Source organism: Phormidium sp. FACHB-1136 (assembly GCF_014697375.1).
Lineage (GTDB): Bacteria > Cyanobacteriota > Cyanobacteriia > Phormidesmidales > Phormidesmidaceae > Nodosilinea.
On sequence record NZ_JACJRS010000015.1, the window covers coordinates 39,963 to 56,396 of the forward strand.

At 55.7% G+C, this 16,434-nt stretch carries 10 protein-coding genes; 1 reads left to right on the forward strand and 9 read right to left on the reverse strand.

What is annotated here, in order from left to right; genetic code table 11:
• Positions 1-142: 142 nt before the first annotated feature.
• The 4 genes from H6G62_RS06840 to H6G62_RS06855 all read right to left on the reverse strand — a co-directional run bounded on the left by H6G62_RS06840 (position 143) and on the right by H6G62_RS06855 (position 5,841).
• Positions 143-2,512 carry an arylsulfatase gene (locus H6G62_RS06840; RefSeq protein ID WP_190493369.1) on the reverse strand — a complete coding sequence of 790 codons (2,370 nt, stop codon included), beginning with the start codon at positions 2,510-2,512 and terminating at the stop codon, positions 143-145.
• A gap of 173 nt (positions 2,513-2,685) precedes the next feature.
• Positions 2,686-3,984, reverse strand: coding sequence for a hypothetical protein (locus tag H6G62_RS06845; RefSeq protein WP_190493370.1), 1,299 nt, complete (start codon positions 3,982-3,984; stop codon positions 2,686-2,688).
• A 19-nt stretch (positions 3,985-4,003) separates the two neighbouring features.
• The gene (locus H6G62_RS06850) at positions 4,004-4,576 is read right to left on the reverse strand and encodes a Spy/CpxP family protein refolding chaperone (protein WP_190493371.1); all 573 of its coding nucleotides are present in this window, start codon (positions 4,574-4,576) and stop codon (positions 4,004-4,006) included.
• Positions 4,577-4,941: 365 nt separating this feature from the next.
• Positions 4,942-5,841: a bile acid:sodium symporter gene (locus tag H6G62_RS06855; RefSeq protein ID WP_190493372.1), complete on the reverse strand. Its 900-nt coding sequence runs from the start codon at positions 5,839-5,841 to the stop codon at positions 4,942-4,944.
• A gap of 404 nt (positions 5,842-6,245) precedes the next feature.
• On the opposite strand from H6G62_RS06855, the gene H6G62_RS06860 reads away from it, so the two are divergent.
• Positions 6,246-7,247, forward strand: a complete 1,002-nt coding sequence (locus H6G62_RS06860; protein ID WP_190493374.1) for an AraC family transcriptional regulator — start codon at positions 6,246-6,248, stop codon at positions 7,245-7,247.
• 102 nt (positions 7,248-7,349) lie between these two features.
• Here the strand turns inward: H6G62_RS06860 and H6G62_RS06865 are convergent, their stop codons facing one another.
• The 5 genes from H6G62_RS06865 to H6G62_RS06885 form a co-directional block, all read right to left on the reverse strand.
• Positions 7,350-9,506 carry an EAL domain-containing protein gene (locus H6G62_RS06865; RefSeq protein WP_190493376.1) on the reverse strand — a complete coding sequence of 719 codons (2,157 nt, stop codon included), beginning with the start codon at positions 9,504-9,506 and terminating at the stop codon, positions 7,350-7,352.
• An 18-nt stretch (positions 9,507-9,524) separates the two neighbouring features.
• Positions 9,525-9,944: a response regulator gene (locus H6G62_RS06870; RefSeq protein WP_190493379.1), complete on the reverse strand. Its 420-nt coding sequence runs from the start codon at positions 9,942-9,944 to the stop codon at positions 9,525-9,527.
• The gene (locus H6G62_RS06875) at positions 9,941-12,283 is read right to left on the reverse strand and encodes a PAS domain-containing protein (protein WP_190493387.1); all 2,343 of its coding nucleotides are present in this window, start codon (positions 12,281-12,283) and stop codon (positions 9,941-9,943) included. The genes H6G62_RS06870 and H6G62_RS06875 overlap by 4 nt, the downstream gene beginning before the upstream one ends.
• A 198-nt stretch (positions 12,284-12,481) precedes the next feature.
• The gene (locus tag H6G62_RS06880; RefSeq protein ID WP_190493388.1) at positions 12,482-13,378 is read right to left on the reverse strand and encodes a hypothetical protein; all 897 of its coding nucleotides are present in this window, start codon (positions 13,376-13,378) and stop codon (positions 12,482-12,484) included.
• Between the two features lie 874 nt (positions 13,379-14,252).
• Complete coding sequence (locus H6G62_RS06885) at positions 14,253-16,127, reverse strand: ABC transporter substrate-binding protein (protein ID WP_242051861.1); 1,875 nt, start codon at positions 16,125-16,127, stop codon at positions 14,253-14,255.
• Positions 16,128-16,434 lie beyond the last annotated feature (307 nt).

Sequence of the window (16,434 nt, forward strand, 5' to 3'; positions counted from 1 at the left end):
TTTGTCAGAGATCATGTCAATCCTTTGTGAACCTATAGCGAATTTCAGATGAACGCGATGTAGGCAAGGAATGTAAGCGCTTGTTTGCAGGGCTAGCTCAGTACTCCCAGGGTTTTTTAAGAACCCTGGGAGATGCCGAGAGCTACTGCCGCGCCATGGCCACCCGTAGCCGTTCGTCGGGGGTAATCAAGTGGTCGTGGTCGTCTTTGCCCACATCAAGCTGCACCCAGTGGATCTTGCCCGTGAACTTGCTGCTGTGGGCGTTGTAGTCGGGGGTGACGGGCGTGCCCGATTCGTAGCCGATGTCAGTGGTTTCATCCGCCGAGAAAATCATCGGCTGGGTGGCTTCAACCCGTCCGGTGCCCACGGATTGGCCGTCGTAGTAGAGGGTGACGTTGCCCCCCTTGGCGAGGCCACCGCCATCGTAGGCAAATTCCATCCGCACTTGGTGCTTGCCCTGGGGAATGGGGGTTGTGGCCTCGGCGTAAAACTCCTGGATACCCAGCACGTTGTAGGCGAACTTAAGCTTGCCCTCCTTGGTGTAGACGCTCCAGCCACCAAACTTGCCGCCCTGGGCGATGATCACCCCCTCGACGGGTTTGTCCTTCACCTCAATTTCCGCCGTAATCGAAAAGGACTTGTTCTTGATGCTGATGACGCTGTTTTCCGACAGGCGGCCCATGCCCGCAAAGAAAATTTGCGAATCGCCCTTCACCAGGGAAGGACGACCAGCGGTGGCGGGGTCAATACGCTCGGTCTGACGGTCATCCAGGGGCAGCACGTTGTACTTCACGGCTTCGATCAAAAAGAGGCGCTGAAGTTCGTGCAGCTTTTCGGGCATTTCCGCCGCCAGGTTGTGAAACTGCGTCCAGTCTTTGCTGCCGTCGTAGAGTTCCCACACATCATCGTCAAAGGCGGGCATCTGCTGACCGACCATCACCCAGGGGGTGCGGTGCTTGGTGATGGCGCTCCAGCCCTTGTAGTAGATGCCCCGGTTGCCAAACATCTCGAAATATTGGATTTCGTGGCGTTCTGGTGCGTTGGCATCGTTAAAGCTGTAGGCCATGCTGGTGCCTTCGTAGGGGCTTTGCAGCACGCCGTTCACCATCGTGGGTTCAGGAATGCCAGCGACTTCTAACACCGTGGGGGCCACGTCAATCACATGGCTAAACTGGTGTCGCAGGCCGCCTTTCTCCGAAATGGCCTTGGGATAGCGAACAATGGTGCCGTTGCGGGTGCCGCCCCAGTGGGAAGCCACCTGCTTCGTCCATTGGTAGGGGGTATCCATCGCCCAAGCCCAGCCCACGGCGTAGTGGTTGTAGGAATCTGGCCCGCCAAAGTCCTCCAGCTTGGACTGCATGAATTCCGGCGTTTCTAGCCCAGCCATGCCGTTGAAGTTGGCCATTTCGTTGAAGGCTCCGTGGATGGTGCCCTCGGCGGATGCGCCATTGTCACCGATGATCACGTAGATCAGGGTGTCATCGAGAATTTCCAGGTCTTCCAGTGCCGAAATCACCTGCCCCACGGCGTGATCGGTGTGCTCCAAAAATCCGGCGTAGACCTCCATCTGCCGCTCTAGCACGGGCTTGTAGGCGGCATCCATCTCATCCCAGGCGGGGATTTCGGCATGGCGAGGGGTGAGTTCGGCATCAGGGCCAATTACACCCAGTTCCTTCTGGCGGGCAAAGGTAATTTCCCGCTGGCGATCCCAGCCGTGGCTAAACTGGCCCTTGTACTTCTCGATCCATTCCTTGGGCACATGGTGGGGCGCATGGGTGGCACCGGGGGCAAAGTACATAAAGAAGGGCTTGTCGGGCATCAGCGCCTTTTGCTGGCTGATCCAACCAATCGCCTTTTCGGCCAAGTCCTCGGTCAGGTGGTAGCCCTCCTCAAAGGTGGCGGGGGGTTCGATGGGGGTGGTGCCTTCGTAAAGGGCTGGATCCCACTGGTTGTTTTCGCCGCCAATGAAGCCATAGAAATACTCGAAACCGCCGCCCCCGGTGGGCCATGCGTCAAACGGCCCCATGGGCGAACTCTGCCACACGGGCACCTCGTGGCACTTGCCCAGCATGGCGGTGGAGTAGCCGTTGAGCTTCAGAGTCAGGGCCAGGGGCGCTTTGGTGTTGGGCCGCACGGAACATTGCCCCGGTGCCGCCGTAGCCGTTTCGGTGATGTTGCCCATGCCCACGGAATGGTGGTTGCGCCCGGTCAACAACGCTTGACGGGTGGGGGCACAGAGGGCGGTGGTGTGGAAACGGGTGTACTTCAGCCCTTCCCCCGCCAGTTTCTCGAAGGTGGGGGTATGGCAGGGGCCACCAAAGGCACTAGAGGCCCCAAAGCCCACATCGTCTAACAGCACCACCAACACGTTGGGGGCATCCGCTGGCGGGCGCAGATCGCGAATGGGGGGATACTTGGTATCTGGATCCTTGGCATCGTAGGTGGTGATGCCAAAGTGGGTCTGGTCAGGAATGGGCAGAATGTGGCGTGGCACCGGATGGGTTGAAGTCATGATTCGTGTTCCTTATCGTCGTTTGCTATTTCAGATTGCGAAACCATGAAACGGAGTGAGATAGACCACCGATTGCATGGGTAGATTCTCCTGATAGAGCAAGGCCAAGCTTTACCGTGGGATGGGGAGGCCATTGGCAACCCACCCCGTCCGCCTTACCCCAGATCAACTCCCTAAAAGCGGAAGCCGATATTGATATAAGGCCCATGCTGATCGATGTTGAGGTCAACCCGGTCAGTGTTGTAGTCGGTGAAGCCGAAGCGATACCCCGCCCCCAGGGTGGTATCGCCTGAGAACATCCAATCAAGCCCACCCTGAAGGCCGTACTGCATCAGCCCCCCAATGCCAAATCCAGAGATCGTGCCCGTTCCGACTAGGGCGAACTTAGGGTTGGCATTCCACCGCACCCGACCGCCAATCAGCGGCGATACGACGGTGCGGCTGTCGTTAAACTGGCCCGAACCACCCAAATTGGTGCTCAAACCGAGCCGGGTATTCACTTGGGTTAAACTCAGACCACCCAACACATCAAACACAAAGGGGCCTAGATCGTATTCTGAACGGATGCCCTCTGGATTCACTCGCGCTGGGTCGTAAAAGCGATAGCTGCCAGCCAGGTCGGCTCGCATGAGTTGGGTTGTTAAGGCTGCATTGATTTGGGCGGGAATAAAGTTCGCTAACCCCGGAAACCGCACATCCCTGTCCACAGTACTCTCAGTGGACAGGGAAACGTAGTCGAAGTTGGATAGAATCCCAAGCTTATAATTCGGGTTCCAGGCTTCAAAGCCACTGAAGAGGGCGAAGTTTAAGTTATTGCGTAGCGCCGTTCTAATTTGGTTGGGTTCCAGGTCAAAGTTGATACCTCCTCCGGAACCGCCCTGGTTACTGTTCAGGTTATTAAAGTTGGCTGAACCCGAAATGCTAAAGGGAATATAGATATAGGGCGTAAGCAAAAAGTGCCACTTATCCGAAGGGGAGGATTCTGCGGTCGTCTGGGCCACATCAAGGGGCTGGTCGAGGGGCGTTGGCAGCAGATCCTCGCTCACGAGGGAAGCCTCCGTCCGTTGCAGATCGCGACTGCTGGTTGAGAGCGGCAGCCAGGGATCCTCTGTCAATCGGGGATCCGCCCCTTGGGCCTCGTTACTGAGGTCAGAATTCGGAGTGGCCTCAGGATTGACGGACTCCCCAGCGGTTGCATCAGCCGTCTGGGCCGATTCAGCAACCTGGGTCTCCGGTGACATTACGTCCGCAGAGACGACAGCAGGTGACTCATCCTCAGGCATTCCCTCAGACAATTCCGCCGCTATTCCCTCAGCAACCTCGGTCTCAGGCACCGATTCCACGACCTCTGGCCATGGTTCCAGGCTTGTAGGTTGGTCGTTGATCTCCTCCAGGGAGGGGAGAGCGCTGGCTGAGGTGGGCAGCAGTGCGATGGCGGCAGCGAAGCCGATAATTGGGGTGAGATGGGTCATGGTTGGGGTTCCTATCGGCCTAGTCAGAAAAGCGAACATCAATGATTTGGCCGCTGCGGTCTAGGGCCAAATCCAGTTGTTCTGCACCCCGATCTAGCTGCACTTCGCTCGGCATTTCTACCATCACTTCCCAGCCATCGGCCCACAGTTCGTCCAGCACGGTGTTGATATCTTGGCCGATCAAATTTTCGGGAAAAACCGCCATGGGTTCGGCGGGGGCAAGGCCCAGGTAGGCCCGCACATAGTCGTTGATGACCTGGCGCTGATCTAAATTCAGCACAGATCGCAGGGCTAGATTGCGCTCGAAAACTACGGTATCGAGGGCTTGCCGGGTGGTCAGCACTTGGTCATGGGCATCGCTGAGGGCGAGGTCTGCGGTGGTGGGCACCAGCAGGTTATTCATCATCTCTAGGGCGGCTAGATAGTTGGCCGTGGCCTCGGCAATCTGCGGCTCGTAGGCATCAAAAATGGCCTCCATCTGCGCCGCCTGATCATCCGTGAGGTCGTCTACATCCAGATCTTCCGTAGATTGGGGTTGGGTTTCGGCGGGGGCGGAGGTGGTCTGGGCCAAGGCCGAGGACGAAACACCCATTACACAACAGGCCGATACCAACAAACCAGAAAAAAGCGTCTTCAACACCGTATTTAGTCCTTTTTGAATGCTTCGTGATGCAAAATGTTCGCTTAGGCTATAGCAGTTATTGGTTGAGTGAGGTACAAATTTCGGGGCTTCAGATCCCCCCAGGTTCTATCGGTCGTCGATTTACCTGATTACTCCCCTTCATAAGCTGCTGGTTATACACATCGTGTTTTATGCCGTACGTCCTTGGAGATCCCCCTAAATCCCCCTTAGAAAGGGGGACTTTGAACCCGATCCCCCTCTTTTTAAGAGGGGCTTTGAATCCGATTTCCCCCTTTTCAAGGGGGGCTAGGGGGGATCAATCCCAGGAAACCCCACTACTCCAGCCCCGGCGTCATCTCAGAGGGTGGGGCCGCTTTGGCCAACTGTTTTTGGTAGAGACGCACGTAGATTTTGCTGGCAATGGCCGTCATCACCGCGTAGGCGGCAATGGTGACTAAAATTTCGTGGGCCACATTGGGGAAATTCAGCGTAATCAGGGCAATCGCCAACCCGGCATTGCGGCTGGCCGTCGCCTGGGCAATGGTTTGCCGAGTAAAGGGATCTGGCCCGCCCAGGTAGTGCCCCGCCACCAAGGCCGCCGCCGCCATCAGCACCCCCGCCAAAATGGGCAGTGGCCCCGCTTTCAGCACCATGGCCAACCCAATGGCCAGCACCACTACCACCACACCCACCAGCATCGCCGAGCTAATGCGGTTGAGGGGTTCGGCAAATTCCTCAGCAAAATCGGGCAACCACTGCCGAATCGCCGCCCCACCAATCAGCGGAATCCCTTGCACCATGAGGATCTGTCGCCCCACCACCGCCACCGACGCCGAGGCATCATTGGGATACAGGGCCGCCAGAATGGCCAACCACAGCGGCACCAGCACAACGGCCAACAGCGCCATCGTGGCCTGAAAACTGCCTGCGAGTTCCGGATCGCCCGCCCCCTTCAGCATCTTGCGGTAGGTAAAGGGCGCACCAGGGATGATCGCCATCGCCCCAATGCCCGCCCGCACCTCAAAGGATAGGGGCAGCACCCAAACCAAAACCATGGCCGCCACGGGCACGACGACAAAGGCCGCAATCACCGAGCGCACCAGCAAACCGGGCTGTCGCCAGAGCCGCGCCATACCGCTAAACCCCAGCACCAAACCCATGGACAACAGCGTGGCGAACACCGCTAGCTGAGCAAAGCTACTTAACAATTCTTTGATATTAAAAGCACCATCCACGGGCAAACCGCCTATTTAAAAGAGGGATTAAAAAAGCCTATCAATGTAAAGAAAGATGTATCTTAATGGCGTTTTTCAGGATTTTAAACGTCAGGAACCGTCAACTCCTGAGGCGCAAAACGCTCAGCAGACGACCCTTAATATGGATAACCTTAGAAATATCACCCTACCCCCTTGTCTGACTTGTCATTTTGCGCCAATATCCGAAAGATAATCTTAAGAAATGGAGGGTGCCGACCCACGATTAAGATACCTCTGCCCAATCAACTCCTGGGCAAAGCCCCAAGCTCCAAGACACGCTCGTCTAAAACCGGAACTGACCGCAAGCAGGGCATTTCTACCGATCAACCTGACCTCTAGCGATCTAAAAGTATTGCTGCAAAACTATTCAGTAATATTGCCCTATGGATTCAATCCCCCTGATTAGAACGGCTATTTTGCTCCGCTTTACTGACTTTTCAGACCAAATTGGTGCCCCCACTGAACGATGGCTAGACCAAGCTAATCTGTCGCCTGTTCTGCTCACCAATCCAGAGCGGTTGATACCCATGGTGCAGAGCGCAATTTTTGCTGAACAGGTGGCACGGGCCGAAGGAATTGATAACTTCGGGTTCTTGATAGGGCAATCAACAAATCTGACGCATCTCGGCCAGTTTGGGGCCATGATTCGCTGTTCGCTCACCCTGTATGACCTATTAACCACCATCGAAAAGACGATTAACTTACTCAATTCGGGAGAGCGCGTTAGTCTCCGGTGGAGCACCGACGCCCTTTGGTTGCAAAGCCACCTATACGCCCTAGATCACCAAGCACATTCCCAGGCTCAATGCTTTAGCATCATGGCTTACTTAAACGTCCTACGGATGGCTCTGGGGCCAACGTGGCAGCCGCCCGAAGTACATTTAACGACTCAGCACAATCCGGCCCTTTTAGATTGCAACGGCCTTGAAGGAGTGCGGATTAGTTTTAATCAGCCCTGCAACGCCATCAAAATTCCGAGGGAGTTCGTTAGCCAACCCCTGCACCCGTCATCCACCGTCCCAGGACAGTTTGAAGTCCTGCATCAGTCGGCCCCCGCCCTCGATTTCCTCCCATCCCTCAAGCAACTGATCGAATCCTTGCTGCCCCAGGGTGGCCCTAACATTGCCCAAGCCGCCGGGGCATCGGGGATGAGTGTGCGGAGTTTTCAGCGTCGGTTGGCTAACCACGGCGTGAGCTACGGCCATTTAGTGGATGAAGTGCGGTTTCATCTGGCCGCCCAATGGCTTAAGGGCGAGAGTGCCCCCATTACCGATATTGCCGCCGAACTAGGCTATACCGATACCGCCAACTTCACCCGTGCGTTCAAGCGTTGGGCAGGCGTTTCGCCCAGAGAATTTCGCGCCACCCATCAAGGCTCAGGGTAAAACGTCCCTCACTCTGTGGTAGAGATGACTTGGGAGATCCTAGCAGTAGGCCAGTCTAGACGACTCAACGACTCACAGGAATGAGCAATCAGGCCCAAGGGGCTACTTAGCGTTGAGATCAGCTTCAGCCTCAACCAGCCAGCGTTCGGCGTCGGGGGCAGACAGGGGATGGGTGAACCAATGGCCCTGGGCTAGTTCGCAGCCTAACCCGTGAAGTTGTTTCCGCTGATGATCAGTTTCTACGCCTTCGGCTACGGCCTCTAGGCCCAGGCGGTTGCTGAGGGTAATCAGGGTCTCCACGATGTTGGCGCTAGGGCCATGGGTTTCCATGGTGGTTACAAAGGTGCGGTCAATTTTAAGGGCGCTCACCGGAAGCTGGTGCAGGTAGCTGAGGGAGGAATAGCCCGTCCCGAAGTCGTCGATGGTGATGCTGAGGCCCAGATCGCGCAGTTGTTGGAGCCGTAGGGCCATGGCCTGGATGTTTTGGATCAGTGTGCTTTCGGTAATTTCTAGGTTGAGGCAGCAGGGCGATAGGGCCGACTGGGCCAGGATGGATTGGAGGTAGGGAATCAAATCGTCACGCCACAGGTCTTGGATGGAAACGTTAAAGCTGAGGGTGAGGTGGGCGAGATAGGGATAGTGGCGCTGCCAGAGAGCCAGTTGTTGCAGGCCCGTCTTCAGCACCCAGCGATCTAAGGGAACAATCAACCCAGTTTCCTCGGCAATGGGGATGAACTCTATGGGCAGCAACAGCCCTCGCTGGGGATGGTGCCAGCGTACCAACACCTCAAAGCCGCAAACTTGGCCCGTGGCCAGTCGCAGAATGGGTTGATAGTGCAGCACCAATTCCTGGTGGTCGATGGCCCGTCGCAAATCCTGCTCAAGCTGGAGGCGATCGAGCATCTGCTGCCGCATTGAGTCATCAAAAATGACGAAGCAGCCTCGGCCCCGTGCCTTGGCGCGATACATGGCAATGTCGGCGTCACGCAGGGGTTCGGTGGGGTCCTGGTATTGGGCAAGGCTGGTGACAATGCCGAGGCTGGCGTTGAGAAACACCTCCCGCCCCTGTACCAGGAAGGGTTTCTGCAATTCCTCGAGCAGACGCTCTGCGACGACTTCCACAACCTGAAAACTATCCACTTCTTCCAGTAGCAGCACAAATTCATCGCCCCCCAGACGAGCGGCCATGTCGCTAGATCGCACCATTCCCCCTAGGGTGTTGGCCACGGCGACCAAAATATCGTCCCCCGCCTGGTGGCCTAGGCTGTCGTTGATCACCTTGAAGTGGTCGAGGTCGAGAAACAACACCGCAAACTGGGCTTGGGGATAGCGCCGGGATCGCTGGATGGCTAATTCGAGGCGCTGCTTCAGAAAGTTGCGGTTGGGCAACCCGGTGAGGGCATCATGGAGGCTGTTGTACAGGATTTGGGCCGCAGCTTGGTGGCGTTCTTCCTCGGCCTGTTTGCGTTCGGTGATGTCGGTCAGGGTGCCGCTCAGGAGTTGGGGCTTGTCGTCGGCATCCCATTCCACCACTTTGCCCCGGTTAAGCACCCAAACCCAGTGGCCTTCGCGATGGCGTAGCCGAATTTCGCTGTCAAAGGTAGGGGTGAGGTTTTCTAAATGGGCGGCGAGGGCGGCGAGGTGTTTTTCCTGGTCGTCGGGGTGAATGAGCGGCACCCAGGTCTCGTAGCGGGTAAAGTCGAGGGTCGTTGGAGAATAGTCCAGCATTTGGATGCAGCGGTCATTTACCCACACGGTGCCGCTAGGGAGGTGCCAATTCCACAGGCCAATGCCCGATCCCTCGATGGCCAGTTTCAGCAGTTCGCGGGTGCGCTCTAGGTCGTTCTCGGCCTGCTGGCGTTCTCGGCGATCCTGGGCATCGCGCAGTTCCCGTCGCACCGCTTCCCCCAGGCGCGATAGGTTGTCCTTCATCACATAGTCGCAGGCTCCGGCCCGCATCAGGGCTACGGCGGTGGCCTCGCCCACGGTGCCCGATACCACGATAAAGGGGATATCCTGGCCGCTCTGTTTCAGCAAATCGAGGGCGGCGGGGGCGTTGAGGTGGGGTAGTTTATAGTCCGATAGCACCACATCCCAGGGTTGGGTCTGGAGGATTGTCTTAAAGTCATCGGCGGTTTGCACCTGAGCCCAGGTGAGATCCTCAAACCCAGCTCGCTTCAGTTCGCGCCGCAGTAGCACGGCATCATCATCACAGTCTTCGACGATTAAGACGCGGAGGGAAGCATCGGCGATGTTCATAAATGGCAGCGACAACGTTCAGAGGTAGGAACTAACCTGATTAATCTGTGTCCAATACATCCCCAAGCGCTCGACAGCGGTGGTAAATTCGTCCATGGATACAGGCTTACGGACGTAGCTATTGGCCCCTAGATGGTAGCTGTTGAAAATATCACGCTCCTCGCTAGACGAGGTGAGCACGACGATGGGAAGGTTCTGCGTGGCCTCGCGGCTGCGAATCTGACGCAGAACCTCCAAACCATCCACCTTGGGTAGTTTCAGGTCTAAAAACACGACGATGGGGAGGGGATGCATGGCCCCTAGCCGTTGCAATGCTTCCTCCCCATTGTGGGCGACAATCACAGGATTGGTGATGTTACCCCGACGCAGGGCGCGTAGGGTGAGGCGTTCGTCATCGGGGTTGTCTTCCACGAGCAAAATACTGCGTAGGGTGGTCATGGTTGTGCCTCCGCCAGGGCAGATCGCAGGGGTAGGGTGAAGGATAGGGTCGCGCCCTGCTCCACCGTTGCCTCGGCCCAGACGCGCCCACCGTGGCGATGGATAATCCGCTGTACCGTGGCTAGCCCAATGCCCGTACCGGGGAATTCATCCGTATTGTGGAGACGCTGGAAGACTCCAAAAAGCTGGTTGGCGTAGGCCATGTCAAATCCGGCCCCATCGTCCTGGAGAAAATAGACGGTTTCGCCATCCTGTTGGGTTTGGCCAAAGGTAATGTGGGCCTGGGGATGGTGGCTGGTAAATTTCCAGGCATTTTGCACCAAATTGGTGATTACCACCTGCATCAAGGTTCGATCCGCCCAGGCTGTGAGATCCGGCGTTAGGTGGAGGTCAACGCAACGTTCCGGCTCATCCCGCTGAAGTTCCGCCACCTGTTCCTGGACTAAAGCGCTCAGATCCACCCATTGATAGTGCATCGCCGCCCGCGACACCCGCGACAACCGCAGCAGGTCATCAATGAGCTGGCCCATGCGCTGAATGTTGTGGCGAATGCGGCGAAAATAATCCTGCCCGTCGGCATCCACCCGGTCGCCATAGTCTTCTAGGAGCGCCTGACTGAAGCCATCAATGGCCCGCAGGGGAGCGCGTAAATCGTGGGAAACCGAGTAGGCAAAGGCTTCTAGCTCCCGGTTTGAGGCTTCCAGTTGGGCCGAGGTTTGGCGAATCTGCTCCTCCGCCAGCTTGGCCTCAGTGATGTCAATCATGGTGCCAATCATGCGCCAGGGTTGTCCGCTGGCATCGGTTTCCATCAGGGCGGTGGCCCGCACCCAGCGCAATTCGCCATCCTGTCGAAAAAAACGCAGGGTTTGGGAGGTGGGCTGGGCACCGGAGAGCACCCGCACCAGATCGGCCTCCAGCAGGGGTAAATCCTCTCGGTGGAAGGTTTGTAGCCATTCTCCTAGGCTGGTAGGGCCGTGGTCTAGGCCGTAGATGTGCAACAGCCGATCATCCCAGGTCACGGCCTCGGTTTGGAGGTCAATGGTCCAGGTGCCAATGCGGCCAGAGTCTAGGGCCACACTCAACCGCAGGGAGATCTCCTCCATCTGACGTTCTGCCCGTTTGCGCTGGGTAACGTCCTGGGCCGTGCCCGTGAGGTGAGTCACCACGCCTTGGTCGTTGCAAAGGGTTTCTCCGCGCACGTTAATCATGACTTCGGTACCATCGGGGCGCACAATCCGAAATTCCTCATCGTAGGGCTCGTGGGTAGACAGGAGTTGATCCACCACCTGACGATGACGTTCCCGATCCTCTGGATGAAAACGCTGCTGTAGATCCTCAAAATTGACCAGGACGGTATCTAGGGACAGGCCAAAAATGCGATAAAGCTGATCCGACCAAAGAATCCGCTCCGTGGCCAGTTCAAAGGTCCAACTGCCGAGATTACCGATGCGTTGGGCCTCCCGTAGGTGGGCTTCGCTCCGTTGCAGCTTCGCTTCGGCCTCTTTCAGTCGGGTAATATCCACATGGCACCCCACCATATGGAGCGGATTCCCAGCGTCGTCCCACTCAATCACCCGTCCGGCGCAAAGCACCCACACTGTCGATCCGTCTCTGTGGTGATAGCGCACCTCGTTGTAGTAGGGCTCTACGCCGTGGCTGGCAATGTGCCGATCCATACAGGCCAGGGTAGGGGGCAAGTCCTCCGCAAAAATCAGCCGCTGCCAGGTGTCTACCTCCGTGGGCAGGTCGGCATCGTCATAGCCAAACATCCGCTTCAGGCCGGGGCTCATGTAGTTGATGCCTTGGGCAAAATCAATATCCCAATAGCCCGCCAGAATCGATTCCAGGGTGGTCTCCAGCAGATTCAGCTCCACCCGCAGTTGCTCGGTTTGTTGCCGTTCCTGGGCCGCCTGCTGGTGTTCCGTCACATCCGTAAAGTAGAAGGTGAGGCCATCATGGCTGGGGTAAATGCGGTTCTCAAACCAGCGCTGGAACGGAGGGTAAAAAAAGGTCGCATTGATGGGACGCTGCTCCGCCATGGCCTGCTGCGCCTGGGCATAGACCGGGTGGTCTACGGCGTCTGGAAATTCTGCCCAAACGTTTTTCCCCCGCAGTTCCGCCAGGGATCGATGGAGTATTTGCGTTGCCCGTGGGTTGAGATACACCACCCGACTCTGGGTATCTAGGGCCAGCACCCCATCGTTAATTCGATCGAGCACGCTGGCCAAAAGATCCTGGCCCTCAACGTCCAGGGCGTTGATCTGGAGGCCATCCTGATCCTCGCCGCTCACCGCGCTCCCTTGCGCATCATCGATGGCAGCAGCAGGTACGTTTACCATAACTCTAGCCCTGCGGGGTTTTCTAATCGAACGGCACCTTTCCTCTCTCCATATCTCTTAGATTGCCCCAATTTCTTCGGTTTAGTATGTTGTGTCGCCAAAGTTCAGCACCTTCTGTATCCTTGGCGACCTGTTCCCCGCAGGGCACGGATCCGAGCGGCGATGCCCCTAGCCGCAGCCCAGCCTTCAAAGCCGCCTCTAGGAATAGCGGATTTGCAAGAGCAGACGATGAGATGTCTGTGGGGGGATGACCTTGTGGAAACAAGAGGGATCTTGTACAAAGCCAAATCCTCGTGACCCTGTGATAACCAACTCCTTTTCTTTGCCGTAATAACGCATCACCGCTTCATCACTTTGGCAACCACCAGAAATTAACATCTTGAATGGTTTACCTGTGCGGGAGCCTTGAATCATGACATGGGGGCCAGAATTCTCGTCTACATCAGTGATGTAAAAGTAAGCCGTCATGAAATTATATCCGGCAATATCGTAGTGAAAACTGACTGGAGGATAGGTTTGACGAATGACATCATGCGGCAAAGGAGAGGCAATACTCCAAGTTAGATGCCAACTGATTTTTGTCGGGTGATAGTGGAGATAATCGTGGACAATGGTTAGGAGAAAGGGATCCTCTAGGAGCTGCTGAATAGCAGGGCAAGTCTGCCCAGGACTGGCCGTTACTAGGGCACGCATGACAGGATGGCCATCGGCCAAGTGTCCATTATGAACTTCTGAGATATAAAAGTTTCGCTGATAGCCAGGTTCCCTACAAGGCGTCTTGAGGGCATAATCTAGGATTTCTGTCACCATATTTTCAGGTAGCCTTAATCCTAGGGATACCCCTGCTTGATGCATATTTCGAGTGTGTTGTGACAACGTATGCCAGCTAAACACAGAGGTCTCAGCAGCATTTAGGGCAGGAGAATAAAATCTAGAAAAATAGTATTGCTGAGCAAATTTAAATAGACTGTAGGTTTTTCGCACTACAGCAAATCGGGCAAAACGCTGAGTGATTCCTCCCATTGGAGGTCGCTTAAGAGGATTTTTGAATCTGCCGAGATATCCCTTCAACCGATTATCAGATGAATTAACCATGAGTGACTTTCCTACTAATCAAATTGTTGAATGATAATTCCTGTATGTTGATCCACCCCTGATGCTTAGGTAGTACGTTCATGAACGTACTACCTAAGACTTATTAAAACCACCCTAAATGGCTTATGGCGGCTTTCAGTAAGATGCGACACAGGCAAGGGGCTTAAGCCCCTTGTTCACAGGCTGTAGGTGTACCTCATCAATCAGAGAACCGCGATCTCTGAATCTGAGTGTCAACCCAAGGCGAAATGAATCTCATGGAGAACCCTGAGACATTAGACGTTAAGACTCTAGCAGAGTCAATTATTAGTCATTTAAGCTGCGCTAGGCTAATCGTTCCGAAAGCCTTATCGCTAGGGATTCAGAACAATTTCTATGCCATCTAAATGCACAATAGCTTGCTAGCTTCTGATCTCTGACTTCTGAAGATTCCGGAACCAAAATTCTCCCGACTTAAGTCAATCCTCTCGAACCTGACTTTTTGATGATCTGATCTTGAAACCCTGATCTTGCTCTAGGTGAGCTTTAGCCTACGGACACTCAATTCGACTGGTTTACCCCTGGTATCAGCGGACGAGGAGATCTCAATCCTAGGATTTTTCGAGCTAGGGATCGGAGTTTTCCAATGCGGATTTGATATGAGATGGACGTTTGCTTAATCTGAGTGACTGACCCTGAAGGTTAATGACGATCTCCGTCAGCGTTTTGCGACCAACTTGATATGAATCTAGCATACCTCTGTATAAACACGTAGGCTTATTTCTTTTCTTTACATATGGCGGAGATCGTTGAGGATGATGGGATTCTTGGCTTGGGGATTGGGCACGACCTGGGTTTTTCGTTGTCTGAAACGCTTTTGTCGCAAGGGTTTTCATTATTCCTCGGCGATCTGGAGTTCGTAGATATTCCAGAATGCGCCGCCGATGGCCGTGTATTGCACCCCTTCCACCGTGTTCCGCACCGCCGCCAGGGAGAGGTTGTTGATCAGGTAGATGAAGGGGAGATATTCCTGGGTGAGTTGCTGGGTTTCTTGGTAGAGTTCAAAGCGGCTTTCCTCGTCGATTTCCTGGGCGGCTTGGATGTAGAGATCGGCGATACGGCGTTCCCAGTCGGCGGCTTGCCATCCTTCTAGGGGCGTTTGGCTGGGGCCAGCCTGTTGGTTAAAGGCATGGAGGGCACCATCCAGCAGCCACACGTTTGCGCCACCGTTGGGTTCTAGGCCACCCGTCAGACCCAGGATGCAGGCTTCCCACTCCAGGCTATCGGTGAGGCGATCCACCAGCACGTTGAAGGCGAGGGGTTGGAAGTCTACCTGAATGCCCAGGCGCTCTAGGTCGGTTTTAATTTGGGCTCCGATGGATTCCCGAATGCGGTTGCCAGAATTGGTGATCAGGGTGAACCGCACTCGGTTGCCATCGGGGTCTACCAATTGGCCAGAACTATCCAGGGAAAAGCCCGCTGAGGTCAGGAGTTCTTGGGCTTTTTCGGGGTTGTAGTCGTAGGTGCGGATGCCCATTTCTGGGGGCGCAAAGAAGGGGCTGGGGACGGAAATTGGGGAGGTTTGGACGGCCCCTAGCCCTTGAAAAATGTTGTTGATCAGGGTTTCTCGGTCGATGCCGTAGGAAATGGCCTGCCGAAAGGCGACATCGTTAAACCAACGAGATCGGATCGGATCGACCAGGGGTTTGCCGTTGCGGCTCGCCTGATTGAGATTAAAGAAGAAGAAGTTGGTGCCCAGGTCGGGGCCACCGTTGTAGATGGTGAAATTGCCGCGATCCTCCTCCTGTTTCAGCAGGGAAAAGAAACTGGGCTGCACCCCAACGGAATCTAGGCCACCGGATCGAAACTGCAAAAAGGCCGTATCCGTAGACCCAACAATTTGCCAGACAATTTGCTCGATGAAAGGCTGAGGGTTACCCGCCCCATCCTGCTTCCAGTAGTAGGGATTCCGCTCGAAAATCACCCGCTCTCCCGGAATATATTGCCCCAGGCGATAGGGGCCATTGGTAATGATTTGGGCGGGGGGCGTGTCGGTGCCCCAGGTGGATAGAAACAGCGGCGTCCCGTCGGCCCCTGTGGTCTCCACCGATGGCCGCAGAATGTGGGCCGGGATGATTTCGGTCTCCGTGTTGCGCAGAATGGGGGCAAAGGGTTCTGGCAAGGAAAACTGCACCCGCCGATCATCCACCGCCGTCACCGTGGGCAGCAAGCCTTGGGTGCCAATGCGGAAGCTGTCGCGGCCATTGGTGGGGATGTCGGAGTTAAACAGCACCTCGTAGGTGAACACCACGTCCTCCACCGTCAGCGGTGCCCCATCCGACCACCGCAACCCCTCCCGCAGGGTAAACACAATGGTTTTGCCGTCCTCAGAAATGTCCCAGCTTTCCGCCAGGGCCGGAATCACGTCTCCGGTCAGGCCATCGGTGCCCGTCAGTCCCTCAAAGGTCCAGCTAAAGATATTGGGCGATTCTTGGCTCAAGATGGGGTTAAAGGTCTTGGGGTCGCTGAGGGTACTGAGCACTAAGCGGGGAATATTGGCTTCGGCCTTGGCAAATTGCTCCAGGCTACATCCCCCCAGGGGCAGCATCAGAACCAGGATCAGCAGCACGACTAGACCGCCCCGCCCCCAACCCCGCCCACGAAGCCACCAGGCCATCTGTAACCAAAATCGGCTCATCCAATACAGCCGAAACCAGCCCCTAACCCCTTGCCAGGGAACATGCCAGCCTAGGATAGACGGTTGTGCCATGGAAAATCTCTCCCCTTTGCCGAAGATGGCCTCCCCAACCCAAGTGGAAAAGCCACGATTGCCTCTCAATTACTATACCGACTGGGCACTCTGTCGCCTGAGATCTCTGTCGCCTGAGAACTCTGTCGCCTGAGAACAAGGCCACAGGGTAGCCCTCCAGTCCCTAGATTAACGAAGGTGTCATTTCAGTTGCGAAGCATTAACAATCCTTGCTTTTTATGACAGCTTTCTAATCGGTAGTATTTTATACAGTTTTTTCAATTATTTTGATTAGTAGAGGGGCGATGCCATCTCCCCACCCCTGCTA